Source organism: Nonomuraea sp. NPDC003707, assembly GCF_053587055.1.
The window spans coordinates 607489-620150 of record NZ_JBSFNK010000002.1; the positions used below are offsets into that span (position 1 = coordinate 607489).

Genomic DNA, 12662 nt, shown 5'->3' on the forward strand with positions numbered 1-12662 from the left:
CGTATGGTAGCGTCAGCCATACGGTGTATGGCTACTCGAAGGGAGCAATCATGGCGGAGATCCCCGCCCCGCAGGGCCTGCCCATCCTCGGCAACACGCTGCAGATTCCCTCTCACTCGCCGATGGAGCACTTCGCCCAGGTCGCCACCCGTTACGACGAGGGCATCTACCGGCTGGAGATCGTCGGCCGCACGGTCGTGGTGGTGTACGACCCCGACCTGGTCGCCGAGGTGTGCGACGAGAGCCGGTTCGTCAAGCGGATCAAGCCGCCGCTGACGATCGTGCGCGACTTCGCCGGTGACGGGCTGTTCACGGCCGACCCGGACGAGCCGGTGTGGGGGCACGCGCACCGCATCCTGATGCCGGCCTTCAGCCAGCGGGCCATGAAGGCCTACTACGGGCAGATGCTCGAGGTCGCCGAGCAGCTCGTCGAGTCGTGGGCCGCCCGCCAGGGGGAGGACCTGCCCGTCGCCGACGACATGACCCGGCTGACCCTGGACACGATCTCGCTCACCGGGTTCGGCTACCGGTTCAACTCCTTCGACTCTCCCGAGCTGCACCCGTTCCTGCAGGCCATGGGCGGCGCGCTCACCGAGGCCATGCTGCGCAACCAGCAGCTGCCGTTCGTCACCAAGCTCAAGCGCGGGCGCGAGGAGGCGTACCGGCGCGACATCGCCACCATGCAGTCGCTGGTCGACGACGTGATCACGCAGCGCCGCACCGAGGGCGCCACCGGCTCCAAGGACCTGCTCGGCCTCATGCTGGAGGCGTCCGACCCGCAGAGCGGCGCCCGCCTGTCCGACGAGAACATCCGCAACCAGGTCCTCACCTTCCTCATCGCCGGCCACGAGACGACCAGCGGCCTGCTCTCCTTCGCCCTCTACAACCTGCTGCGCGAGCCGCACACCCTGGCCCGCGCCTATGAGGAGGTGGACCGGCTGCTGCCGGGCGACGAGCCGCCCACGTACGAGACGATCATGAAGCTCGACGTCATCGCGCGCGTCCTGGAGGAGACCCTGCGGCACTGGTCGCCGATCCCGGGGTTCAGCGTCAGCGCGGTCGAGGACACCACGATCGGCGGCTACCCCATCGCCAGGGACCAGGGCGTCGTCGTGCTGCTGCCGGTGCTGCACCGCAGCCCCAAGGCGTGGGAGCGGCCGGACGAGTTCGACATCGACCGCTGGCTGCCGGAGAACAAGCAGAGCCATCACCCCGGGGCGTACAAGCCGTTCGGCAACGGCGAGCGGGCCTGCATCGGCCGGCAGTTCGCGCTGACCGAGGCCAGGCTGGCGCTGGCGATGATCCTGCGGCGGTTCGCGATCTCCGACCCGAGCGTCTACCGCATGAAGATCAAGCAGACCCTCACCCTCAAGCCCGACGGGTTCACGCTCAGGGTCCGCGAGCGGCGGGCGCACGAGCGGACCGTCGTCGTGGCCCAGGAGGTCGAGGAGAGCGCGCAGCAGGAGATCGCCGTCACCGGCGTGCCGCTCACCGTCGCCTACGGCTCCAACCTCGGCACCAGCTCCGACATCGCCGAACGCCTGGCCGAGCGGGCCGGCCGCGCGGGCTTCGCCACGACGCTGACCTCGCTCGACGACATGACGCCGCCGAGCGAGGGCCTGCTGATCGTGGTCGCCTCCTCCTACAACGGCAAGGCCCCCGACAACGCCCAGCGCTTCGACGCGCTGGAGGCGCTGCCCGACCTGTCCGGGGTCCGGCTGGCCGTGCTGGGCTGCGGGAACACGCAGTGGCCCACGTACCAGGAGTTCCCGAAGCGCGCGTACGAGAAGCTGACGGCCGCCGGAGCGGTGCCGCTGATCGAGCGCGGCGAGGCCGACGCGGACGGCGACTTCGACGGCGACGTGACCGCCTGGACGGCCGGGCTGTGGGTGGCGCTGGCCGAGGAGTACTCGGCAGCTGCGAATCTGGGCACCGAGAGCGCCGGGCCGCGTTACGAGATGGAGGTGCTCAGCGAGGCCGAGGTCAGGCCCTCGGTCGTCTCCTCGCGCGCGTTCCCGCTGACCGTCGTCTCCAACGAGGAGCTGACCTCCGACCCGACCGGCCTCTGGGACTTCTCGACCGAGGCGCCGCGCCCCGGCGTGCGCTCCATCGTGGCCCGGCTGCCCGAAGGCGTCACCTACTCGGCGGGCGACCACGTGGCCGTCTTCGCCAAGAACGACCCCGAGCTGGTGGAGTGGGCGCTGCGCTGCCTGCGCGTCCCCCGCGACCAGGTGGTACGGCTGCGCGCCGCCGGATCCACCCACCTGCCCGTGGACACGGCGGTCACGGCGGGTCTGCTGCTGGCCGAGTTCGCCGAGCTGCAGGAGGTCGCCACCAGGTCCGACCTGGAGGCGCTGGCCGCGCACACCGCCTGCCCCTGGACCAAGGGCCAGCTCGCCGAGCTGACCGCGAACTACGCCGACGAGATCCTCGCCAAGCGCGTCTCCCCGCTCACCCTGCTCGACCGCTTCCCCGCGATCGAGCTGCCGCTGCCGGTGTTCCTGGAGCTGGCCGGGCCGATCAAGCCGCGCTACTACTCCGTCTCCTCCTCGCCGCTGGCCGACCCCTCGCTCGTACGCCTCACCGTGGGCCTCGTCGAGGGCCCCGCCTGGTCCGGCTCGGGCACCTACCAGGGGATGTGCTCGGCCTACCTCGCCGCCCTCAAGGAGGGCGAGGTGTTCTACGGCTACATCCGCGTGCCCGCGCCGCCGTTCCGGCTTCCGGACGACCCGGCCACGCCGGTGATCCTCATCGGCCCCGGCACCGGCTTCGCGCCGCTGCGCGGCTTCATCGAGGAGCGCCTGCTGGCCGGGGCTCCCGGCCGCGCCGCCGTCTTCACCGGCTCCCGCCATCCCCGGCACGACGAGCTGTACGCGGACGACCTGGCCCGCTGGGGCGTGCCCGCGCACGCCGCGTACTCCGCCGTTCCTGGGCATCCGTACCGGTTCGTCCAGGACGCCGTCGCGGCGCACGCCGACGAGGTGTGGGAGCTGCTCTCCCAGGGGGCGTACGTGTACGTCTGCGGTGACGGGCTGCGGATGGCTCCCGCGGTGCGGCAGACGCTGCTGGACATCTACCGGTCACGGACGGGGGAGGACGGCGCGGGGTGGCTGGCCGAGCTGGAGTCCTCCGGCCGCTACCAACAGGACGTCTTCGCCTGACCTCCCGCCCCCGCCCGCTCCGCGCTCCCAGCCGGTCGGCCGGCCCCGGGTCGGCGAGCTGCGGCGCGGCGGGGGTCACTCACCGTGCGGAGATAACGGCGGTCCGTCACGGCGGTCCGTAACGGCGGGTGCCTCCGCCACGCCACGCCGCGTTGGCGGGGTGTTGTGCGGCGGGGGCCGGCGCCTTTGAACGGCGCGTGGCTGTGGGGGCGTATTCAAGGGTGTGCGATCGCGTGTCGCGGGGTGGTGATGGGTGGCCGGTGCAGGGCGTGAGAGCTCGGTCCGGTGGACGGTTTGGGGTGGTCGGAGGGGCGGGGGAGGGGCGTACCATGACCTGCGGAAACCTGCGACAGCCCTTTATCGACATTCCGGACTTAACGCTGCATGCTGGGATATAACCGCAGCATGCGCGACATATCCGTGGAACATGCTCGAAACTTTTCCACGGCACTGTGAGAGCCTCTGAAAGGGGGCGGCAATGCTGCTGCGACTGAGGGTGTCGCTGCCGGACCGGCCGGGCGGCCTTGGCCAGGTCGCCAAGTCTCTTGGAGCGCTGGGCGCGGACATCCTGCAGGTCACCGTGCTCGAACGCGAGGCCGGACGGGCCGTGGACGATTTCACTGTTTCCTGGCCTGGGCCGGTGACCGCCTCAGAGGCTCGCGATCGATTGTCGGCAATGCCAGGCGTACGGGTGGAGGGCGTCTGGGCAACCAAGGAGGTGCCGGGCTCGGCGCTGGACTATGACCTTCTCATGCACGTCGTGTCCCAGCCCGCCCGGGGATTCGCCGCGCTGGTGGACGCGCTGCCGGGGTTGTGCGGCGCGGAGTGGTCGGTGGCCCTGGCCGACGGTGCCGTACGGCACGCCTCGCTGGCCGCCCCCGAGAAATTCGAGCTGAACCTGCCGGAACCCCCGCCGCGGGCCGCCACCCTGGACGCCAATGAACTGCGCCTCATGCTGCTGCCGGTGGTGGCACAGGGGTTGCACCTGGTGGTCGCCAGGGCGGACGGGCCGGTGTTCCACCGCGCCGAGCTGGAGCGCGCCGCCCGCATCGTGGACGTGGTCGCCAAGCTGGCCGCCCGCGCCCGGCCCGGGGCGGCAACCGGCTAGTCGTGGCGGGGCAGGCCGGACACCTCGTGGCCGGCATGGAACAGGGCCTCCGCTATGAGAGCCCGTACGTGGGAGTCGCGTGCGCTGTAGAGCACGCGACGCCCGTCCCTGCGAGTGTCCACCAGTCCCGCCAGCCGGAGCTTGGCGAGGTGCTGCGACACGGACGGGCGGGGCACGCCGATGGCCTCGGCAAGCGAGTTCACATCCTTCTCGCCCGATGACAGCAACCACATCAGCCTCAGCCGGGTGCCGTCGCTGAGCATGCGGAAGGCGTCCACCGCCGCGTTCACCTGAGCGGGAGTGGGTTGCTCTTGCGACTGGTCGGCACCTGAGACGTTGTCGCGTGCGTACATGACTACATATCCTGGTCAAAAGGGTCGAATTGCGCAAGCGAGGAATGCCATGACTGACCACAGGGGCCATACGCCACACGGACATGGGCACGGGCACGGGCATCTCGGCAAGAGCCGAGGGTGGTTCGCCCGGGTGGGGCACGCTGTCGCGGCTCACAATCCGCTCAGCGCCCACACCCACGACAGCGCCGACAAGACCGATGCCGCCCTGGAGACCAGCAGTCGCGGCATGCGCGTGCTGGCCGTCTCGTTCGGCGTCCTGATGGTCACCGCCGCCGTTCAGGCGGTGATCGTCGTGGCCTCCGGGTCGGTGGCGCTGCTCGGCGACACCCTGCACAACGTGGCCGACGCGCTCACCGCCGTCCCGCTGGCGATCGCGTTCTCGCTCGGCCGCCGCGCCGCCACCCGGCGCTTCACCTACGGGTACGGCAGGGCCGAGGACCTCGCGGGCATCGTCATCGTCCTGCTGATCGCCGCCTCGGCGGCCCTGGCCGGATACGAGGCCGTCACCCGGCTGCTGAACCCCCAGGACCTCCGGGCCGTCGGATGGGTGGCCGGGGCGGCGGTGGTGGGGTTCGCGGGGAACGAGTGGGTGGCCCGCTACCGGATCAGGGTGGGCCGGGAGATCGGCTCGGCCGCCCTGGTGGCCGACGGGCTGCACGCCAGGACCGACGGCTTCACCTCGCTGGCCGTCCTCCTGGGCGCGGGCGGCGCCGCGCTCGGCTTCCCGCTGGCGGACCCGATCGTGGGCCTGCTGATCACGTTCGCCATCTGCTTCGTGCTGCGGGACGCCGCCCGCGAGATCTACCACCGGCTCATGGACGCCGTGGACCCCGCCCTCGTGGACCGAGCCGAGAGCATCCTGGGCGCGGTGGACGGGGTGCACCGCGTCGGCTCCGTACGCCTGCGCTGGATCGGCCACGCCCTGCACGCCGAGGTGGAGATCCTGGTAGATCATGACATGTCGGTGGTGGACGCCCACGCGGTGGCGGTGGAGGCCGAGCACCGGCTCATCCACGAACTCCCGCGGCTGAGAGCCGCCACCGTCCACACCGACCCGCACGGCCCCGCGGGCGCCGACCACCACGCCAGCCTGTCCACCCACCGGCCGGGCTGAGCCCGCCGCCGCGCCTCGGGCAACCGGCCACGGAACCCTCCCTTGACCGCACGCCGACCGTGAGGAACGCTGAAGCGGGAGACGATGCCGGGGGCATTACGCGTGAGGCGTCCATTCATCACCTTGCTGTCCGCCAACGCTCTGTCCGTCACCGGAAACGTGCTCTCCATGCTCGCCGTCCCCTGGTTCGTCCTGGAGACCACGGGAAGCGCCGGGCTCACGGGGCTGGCCGCCTTCGCCACCACGTTCCCCATCGTCATCTCCGCCGCGTTCGGCGCCACGCTGGTGGACTGGCTGGGGTTCCGTGGGGCGAGCGTGGTGTCCGACCTGGTGAGCGGGATGGTCGTCCTCGCCGTTCCGGCGCTGTTCCTGACGACCGGGCTGTCCTATCCGCTCCTGCTGCTCCTGCTGTTCGTACGGTGGCTGGCCGCCACGCCGGGGGAGACCGCGCGCAAGGCCATGCTGCCCGACCTGTCGGCCCTCGGCCGCGTCCGCATCGAGCACGCGACGGCGGCGTACGACGGCGCCAGCCGCGGCGCGACCATGGTGGGCGCCCCGCTCGCCGGCATCCTGATCCTCTGGGCGGGACCGAGCACGCTCCTCATCGTCGACGGCGTCACCTTCCTCCTGTCGGCGGCGCTCATCGCCGGCGGAGTCCCGCGCATCGAGAACGGCGAACGCGAATCCGGCGGCTACATCCGCGACCTGCGCGACGGCCTGGCCTTCCTCTGGCGCGACCGCCTGCAGATGAGCGCCACCAGCATGATCGTGGTCGTCAACATGCTCGACACGGGCGTGACCCAGGTGCTGCTGGCCCTGTACGCCCGCGACGTGGCAGGCGACCCCCGCGCGTTCGGCCTGCTCACCGGCGCGCTCGGGGCGGGCGCCGTGGCGGGGACCATCGTGTACGGGGCCGCCGGCGAACGATTACCCATGAGGCTGACCTACGGAGTGTGCTTCCTCATCGCCGGCGTCCCGCGCGTACTGGTCCTGGCGCTCGGCGCGCCGTTCCCCGTGGCGCTCGCCACGGCCGCGCTGTCCGGGTTCGCGGCCGGCGCGATCAACCCGATCCTCGGCATCCTGCAGTTCGGCCGCATCCCCGCCCCCATGAGAGCGCGGGCGCTCGGCACCATGACGGCCGCCGCGTACGCGGCCATGCCGGCCGGCGGGCTGCTGGCCGGCTCCCTCACCGAGCTGACCAGCTTGCGGACCACGCTCTACGCGTTCACCAGCCTCTACCTGATCACGTCCATCCCGCCGTTCGTCTGCCGGGCCTGGCGGGAGCTGGATCAGTCGCCTACCGCGAAAACCTAGCCAGCAGTGCGGACTCCGTGATCGGGGACTCGTGCGTGCCGGCGACCGTGCACGCGTGCGCCCCGGCTGCCGCGCCCAGCCGTACGCACTCCTCCAGCGACCGGCCGCGCAACGTGCCGTACAGGAAGCCGGAGACGAACGCGTCGCCCGCGCCGTTGCTGTCGGCCACCGGCCCGGGCAGCGGCGCGGCCGGGAAGGCGCGCACGCCGGAGTCGCGCGTCAGGACGAGGCAGCCGTCGGCCCCGCGCGTGCAGACGACGGTGTGGGCGCGGCCGCGCCCGAGGATGTCGCGCATCGTGGCGGCCGGGTCGGGGAGCGCGGTGGCCGACAGGAACACCAGGTCGGACCGGTAGGCGAAGTCCTTGTGATAGTCGTTGGCGCCGTCCCAGTCGTGCAGGTCGGTGGAGATCGGCGTGCCGTCGAGGTCGGGGTAGACGTGGCGGCAGAAGTCCATGATCGACAGGTGGACGTGCCGGGCGCGCGTGTTCGCGTACAGCTCGCGCGGCAGCCGCTCGTCCGGCGTGGCCTTCGGGTCGTGGAGCGAGGTGCGGCGGCCGTCCGGGCCCACGAGCAGGACGCTGCGCCGGGTGCCCGCCGCGGCGGGCCCGAAGGAGCAGTCGACCTCGCGCAGCGCCTGACGGACCAGGGCGCCCTGCGGGTCGTCGCCGATCAGGTCGGCGAAGGCGACGGCGAGCCCGAGCGCGTGGCAGCCCAGCGCCACGCCCGCGCCGGTGTTGCCGATCCGGTCGACGACCGGGGGCACGTGGTAGGTGTCCCGGTACGGCAGCGGCAGCTCCGGCACGTACACGGTCGAATCGACCCCCGCCCCGCCGAGGACCAGGACATCGTGGGTCACCGGTTGACCAGCGGGCCGGAGCCGGTGGAGCCGCGGACGACGAGCTCCGGCTGGAAGATCAGCTCGACGTGCTTGGCGGGGGCGCCGTTCACCTCTTCGAGCAGCGTCTGCACGGCGGCCGAGGCCATCGCGCCGATCGGCTTGCGTACGGTGGTCAGCGGCGGGTCGGTGAACGCGATCAGCGGCGAGTCGTCGAACCCCACCACGGACACCTCTCCCGGCACCGACAGCCCCCGCTCCCGGCAGGCCCGGATGGCGCCCAGCGCCATCAGGTCGCTCGCGCACACGATGCCGGTGCAGCCGCGGGCCAGCAGCTGCGCGGCGGCCGCCTGCCCGCCCTCGACGGAGAACAGCGAGTGGGCGATCAGCTCGTCGACGTCGGTCGCGCCGAGCAGCTGAGCCATGGCCTGCTTGTAGCCCTCGATCTTCCTGATCACCGGCACGAACCTGCGCGGCCCCAGTGCGATCCCGATCCGCTCGTGGCCGAGGTCGACCAGGTGCTGCACGGACAGCCGGGCGGCCATGCGGTCGTCGGGCGAGATGAAGGGCGCGTCGATGTGCTCGCTGTAGCCGTCGACCAGCACGATCGGCAGCCCGCGGTCGGTCAGGCGGGTGTAGCGGTCCATGCGGGCGGTGCTGTCGGCGTGCAGCCCGGAGATGAACACGATGCCGCTCACCCCGCGATCGACCAGCAGCTCGGTGAACTCGTCCTCCGGCGCGCCGCCGGGCAGCTGGGTGCACAGGACCGGCGTGTAGCCGTGCTGGGTCAGCGCCTTCTCGATGGCCTGCGCGAACGCGGGGAAGATCGGGTTGTCCAGCTCCGGCGTCACCAGGCCGACCAGCCCGTTGCTGCGCTGGCGCAGGCGGGGCGGGCGCTCGTAGCCCATGAGGTCGAGCGCGGTCATCACCGCCTGGCGGGTGGCGGCCGAGACGCCGGGTTTGCCGTTGAGCACCCTGCTGACCGTGGCCTCACTCACCCCGGCCTGGGCGGCGATGTCGGCTAGGCGAGCGTGACCGTTCATGCCACTCACTTTACTTTCCACCAGGCCGCCGAATCCCCTGCTCCAGGGACATCCGACGCGATCAGGAGCTCCCCGTCGATCCCGAAGTCCACCGGCGTCGCGGTGAGGTTGACGCCACAGACGTACGGCCCCCTGGAGAACACGAGCGTGCCCTCGGGCGACTCGTGCCAGACGAGGTCCCCGCTGTCCCCGCTGAGCGCGCGCCGCAGCCCCAGCGCCTCCCGGTACAGCTCCAGCGTCGAGCCGGGCGTCCCTTCCTGCGCCTCCACGCTCAGCTCGGCCCACTCGGACGGGATCGGCAGCCACGGGTCCTGCCAGCCGGACTCGCGCGTCCACGGCAGCGGGACGCGGCAGCCGTCCCGGCCGCTGTCGGGGTCGCGCAGCCGCTGCGGGTCCTGGCACACCTCCTCCGGCAGGTCGAGCACCTCGGGCAGGCCCAGCTCCTCGCCCTGGTAGACGTAGACCGAGCCGGGCAGCGCGAGCGTCAGCAGCGCGGCCGCGCGGGCCCTGGCCAGGCCGCCGTAGCGGGTGACGTGCCGCTTGACGTCGTGGTTCGACAGCACCCAGGTGGTCGGGGCGCCCACGGAGCCGGCCGTGGCGAGCGAGGAGTCGATCACCGCCCTGAGCTCGGCGGCGTCCCACGGGGTGAACAGGTAGTGGAAGTTGAACGCCTGGTGCAGCTCGTCCGGGCGGACGTACATCGCCAGCCGCTCGGCCGTCGGCGCCCACGCCTCGGCCACGCCGATGCGCTGGCCGGGATAGGAGTCGAGCACGCGCCGCCACGCGCGGTGGATGTCGTGCACGCCGTCGTCGTCGAAGTACGGCACCGGCTCCTTGCCGATCAGCGTGGTCTGGTTCGGGTGGCCGATGTCGGGCAGGTCGCGCGGCTTGACCATGCCGTGCGCCACGTCCACGCGGAAGCCGTCCACGCCCAGGTCGAGCCAGAACCGCAGGATCGACTCGAACTCGCCGCGCACCTCGTCGTTGTCCCAGTTGAGGTCCGGCTGCGCGGGATCGAACAGGTGCAGGTACCACTGCCCGTCCTCGACCCGCGTCCACGCCGGGCCGCCGAAGATCGACTCCCAGTCGTTCGGCCGGTCGCGGAAGATGTAACGATCACGGTGCTCGCCGCGCAACGCCTCCTGGAACCAGGGGTGGGCCGAGGAGGTGTGGTTGGGGACGATGTCCACGATCACCCGCAGGCCGAGGTCGTGCGCCTCGTCGATGAGCGCCTTGGCGTCCGCGAGCGATCCGAACAGCGGGTCGACGTCCCGGTAGTCCGCGACGTCGTACCCGAAGTCGGCCATGGGGGAGGTGTAGAAGGGCGTCAGCCAGATGGCGTCGACGCCGAGCCCGGCCAGGTAGGGCAGGCGATCGCGAACGCCGATCAGGTCACCCACGCCGTCGCCGTCTCCGTCGGCGAAGCTACGCACGTACACCTGGTAAATCGCGGCGTCTCGCCACCATGCGGTCATAGTCTCCCCCTGACGGTCTCGACTATGAAATCCCTTGCCGCAAGTTTACGCAAGCCCTTACATACCCCTCCAATCCGGAAATTTCGGCGTAAGAACCCACAAAGCCCTCGACCGAAACGCCTGCGCAGGAGATTCTTTATGTCAAGGGTGGACATCTAGCGTTAAGGCGCGATGTACTACCTCTTCAATCAGCCCCGTCACAGGTGACACGTGCGCAAGGTGTGGGCCCATGAGCTCGGTCGTTCTCGACAAAGTGTCCAAGGTGTATCCGGGCGGCTACCTCGCAGTCGACCGGTTGAGCCTGCGGGCTGAAGACGGCGAGTTCCTCGTCCTCCTCGGCCCCTCCGGCTGCGGCAAGTCCACGCTGCTCCGCATGATCGCGGGACTGGAGGAGATCACCGAGGGTGACCTGTGGCTGGACGGCGAGATCGCCAACCATCTGGCCCCGCGCGATCGTGACGTCGCCATGGTGTTCCAGAACGGCGCGCTGTATCCGCACCGGACGGTGCGCGGGAACATCGCCTTCCCCCTGGAGATCGCCAAGTCGGACCCGGCGATGGTGCGCGAGCGGGTGACCGAGCTGTCGAAGGCCTTGCACATCGACGAGACGCTGGACCGCCGCCCCGGCACGCTCTCCGGCGGCCAGCGGCAGCGCGTGGCCATGGGGCGGGCCATCGTCCGGCAGCCCAAGCTGTTCCTCATGGACGAGCCGCTGTCGAACCTGGACGCGGGCATGCGTACCGAGCTGCGCATGGAGATCTCGGCGCTGGTCAGGTCGCTCGGCGTCACCACGATCTACGTGACGCACGACCAGGTGGAGGCGCTGACGCTCGCCGACCGGATCGCCATCCTGAACCGAGGGGTGCTCCAGGACGTCGGCACGCCCGCCCAGATTTACAACGATCCAGCCACCGCGTTCGTGGCGGCGTTCCTCAACTCCCAGCAGTTGAACCTGTTGTCGGCCACTGTCAGGACGCCCCAGAACCAGTACGTCATGCTCGATTTCGGCCCGCACCAGCTCACGATGGCGTGGAGCGATCCGAGGGCGTACGCGATCTCGCAGCACACCGGCGGGCAGGTGCTGGTGGGCATGCGCCCGGACGGGCTGGCCCCGGTGCAGGAGTCGTACGACGGGCCGTCGTTCTTCGGGCGGGTGCGGGCGCTGGAGTACCACGGGCACGAGTGGCTGGCGTACCTGGCGTGCGGGGTGCCCGCCGTACCGGTGCCGGAGCCGCCGGACCCGCGCCAGCGGAGCAACGGGGACAAGAGCGGCTCGGGGAAGCTGTCGGGGCTGGTACGGCGGATCTTCTCCTCCCAGCGGGAGGAGGAGCACCAGGAGCAGGAGCAGGTCGGCCAGCACCCGAACAGCGGCATCCACCGCCGCTCCGACCTGATCGTCCGCCTGGGCAACCGCCCCGTCTGGCGCACGGGCGACGCCGCCAAGGTCGCGATCGACCTCTCCCGCATCATGATCTTCACCCTCGACGGCGCCCGCATCGATCCCCCGCGCCGATAGCCGGCGCCGCGCCGCGGTTCACTGCTGGAGGGTCTGGCTGCGTTCGATGAGGTCCAGCATCCCTTTCTGGATCTGGCGCAGGAAGGCGAGAACCTCGTCGGCGGCCGCGGCGACGGCCGAGTCGGCGGGGGCGACGGCGGGTTCGAGCAGCCGGGCCACGGTGTCGGCGAGGACCTGGTCGGGATCGACGCCGAGGGCGGCGGTGGCCGGGTCGGACAGCGCGGCGCCGAACCCCGTGAGCACGGCGTGCACGGCGTAGGTCAGCTCGGGCAGGGGCCGGTCGTGGCGGATCAGCCCGTGGCGGTGATGGATCGGCATGCCCGCCTCGCACAGGGCGCCGGGTGTGGTGCGGGCGAACAGCTCGCGGTCGCCGGCCTGCTGGGTGAGCAGCCGCAGCAGATCGGCGTCGCCGCTCTGCACCCGGCGTGCCAGCGGGAACTTCAGCCCGGTGCGGACCAGCAGCGGAGCCAGGCGGTGCGGCAGCACGGTGGCGGGGTCGGCGCTGACGCGGGTGGTGATCTCGTCCAGGAAGGCCAGCAGTTCGCGGGCGAACAGCCCGAGGATGAGGTCCTCTTTGGCGGGCCAGTACAGGTAGACGGTGCCCTTGCCGACCCCCGCCGCGCGGGCGATCTCGCTGACCGTGACCTTGTGCGCGCCGTGATCGAGCACCAGCTCCCGCGCGCTGTCCAGGATGCGGGCGGCTTTGCGCGAGTGGCGCTCGATCAGCTGGCTCACGTGGG

10 protein-coding genes are annotated in these 12662 nt (G+C 71.3%); 5 read left to right on the forward strand and 5 right to left on the reverse strand.

The annotated features are described in order from the left end of the window. Nucleotides 1-50: 50 nt before the first annotated feature. Both ACWDRB_RS06850 and ACWDRB_RS06855 read left to right on the forward strand, forming a co-directional pair. The gene (locus ACWDRB_RS06850; protein WP_449892149.1) at nt 51-3161 is read left to right on the forward strand and encodes a bifunctional cytochrome P450/NADPH--P450 reductase; all 3111 of its coding nucleotides are present in this window, start codon (nt 51-53) and stop codon (nt 3159-3161) included. Nucleotides 3162-3639: 478 nt separating this feature from the next. Continuing rightward, the gene (locus ACWDRB_RS06855; protein WP_350726867.1) at nt 3640-4269 is read left to right on the forward strand and encodes an ACT domain-containing protein; all 630 of its coding nucleotides are present in this window, start codon (nt 3640-3642) and stop codon (nt 4267-4269) included. On the opposite strand, the gene ACWDRB_RS06860 is transcribed toward ACWDRB_RS06855, so the two are convergent. Continuing rightward, entirely contained in the window at nt 4266-4622 is a 357-nt protein-coding gene (locus tag ACWDRB_RS06860) for an ArsR/SmtB family transcription factor (protein WP_350726868.1), read from the reverse strand. The two genes, ACWDRB_RS06855 and ACWDRB_RS06860, sit on opposite strands and share 4 nt — an antisense overlap. Before the next feature lie 133 nt (nt 4623-4755). Between ACWDRB_RS06860 and ACWDRB_RS06865 the strand changes: the two genes are divergently transcribed. Further along, the gene (locus tag ACWDRB_RS06865) at nt 4756-5739 is read left to right on the forward strand and encodes a cation diffusion facilitator family transporter (RefSeq protein ID WP_449892150.1); all 984 of its coding nucleotides are present in this window, start codon (nt 4756-4758) and stop codon (nt 5737-5739) included. A 102-nt stretch (nt 5740-5841) separates the two neighbouring features. After that, complete coding sequence (locus tag ACWDRB_RS06870; protein ID WP_449892152.1) at nt 5842-7053, forward strand: MFS transporter; 1212 nt, start codon at nt 5842-5844, stop codon at nt 7051-7053. Here ACWDRB_RS06870 and ACWDRB_RS06875 read toward each other — a convergent pair. Genes ACWDRB_RS06875 through ACWDRB_RS06885 form a run of 3 tightly spaced genes read right to left on the reverse strand, consistent with a single transcriptional unit; the run spans nt 7037 to nt 10406 of the window. After that, complete coding sequence (locus ACWDRB_RS06875; protein ID WP_449892153.1) at nt 7037-7909, reverse strand: carbohydrate kinase family protein; 873 nt, start codon at nt 7907-7909, stop codon at nt 7037-7039. The genes ACWDRB_RS06870 and ACWDRB_RS06875 overlap by 17 nt on opposite strands. After that, the gene (locus ACWDRB_RS06880) at nt 7906-8931 is read right to left on the reverse strand and encodes a LacI family DNA-binding transcriptional regulator (RefSeq protein ID WP_350726872.1); all 1026 of its coding nucleotides are present in this window, start codon (nt 8929-8931) and stop codon (nt 7906-7908) included. The genes ACWDRB_RS06875 and ACWDRB_RS06880 overlap by 4 nt, the downstream gene beginning before the upstream one ends. A gap of 5 nt (nt 8932-8936) precedes the next feature. After that, the gene (locus ACWDRB_RS06885) at nt 8937-10406 is read right to left on the reverse strand and encodes a glycoside hydrolase family 13 protein (protein ID WP_449892155.1); all 1470 of its coding nucleotides are present in this window, start codon (nt 10404-10406) and stop codon (nt 8937-8939) included. 229 nt (nt 10407-10635) lie between these two features. On the opposite strand from ACWDRB_RS06885, the gene ACWDRB_RS06890 reads away from it, so the two are divergent. Further along, on the forward strand, nt 10636-11922 hold the full coding sequence (locus tag ACWDRB_RS06890; RefSeq protein ID WP_449892156.1) for an ABC transporter ATP-binding protein: 1287 nt from the start codon (nt 10636-10638) through the stop codon (nt 11920-11922). An 18-nt stretch (nt 11923-11940) separates the two neighbouring features. Here ACWDRB_RS06890 and ACWDRB_RS06895 read toward each other — a convergent pair whose 3' ends face one another. Beyond that, nucleotides 11941-12657, reverse strand: coding sequence for a TetR/AcrR family transcriptional regulator (locus ACWDRB_RS06895; protein ID WP_449892157.1), 717 nt, complete (start codon nt 12655-12657; stop codon nt 11941-11943). Between the last annotated feature and the right edge of the window lie 5 nt (nt 12658-12662).

Excerpts from the sequence above, each read along its gene's own strand:
- ACWDRB_RS06885 (WP_449892155.1), bottom strand. The coding sequence starts at position 10,406 with ATGACCGCATGGTGGCGAGACGCCGCGATTTACCAGGTGTACGTGCGT.
- ACWDRB_RS06860 (WP_350726868.1), bottom strand. The coding sequence starts at position 4,622 with ATGTACGCACGCGACAACGTCTCAGGTGCCGACCAGTCGCAAGAGCAA.
- ACWDRB_RS06880 (WP_350726872.1), bottom strand. The coding sequence starts at position 8,931 with ATGAACGGTCACGCTCGCCTAGCCGACATCGCCGCCCAGGCCGGGGTG.
- ACWDRB_RS06855 (WP_350726867.1), top strand. The coding sequence starts at position 3,640 with ATGCTGCTGCGACTGAGGGTGTCGCTGCCGGACCGGCCGGGCGGCCTT.
- ACWDRB_RS06890 (WP_449892156.1), top strand. The coding sequence starts at position 10,636 with ATGAGCTCGGTCGTTCTCGACAAAGTGTCCAAGGTGTATCCGGGCGGC.
- ACWDRB_RS06850 (WP_449892149.1), top strand. The coding sequence starts at position 51 with ATGGCGGAGATCCCCGCCCCGCAGGGCCTGCCCATCCTCGGCAACACG.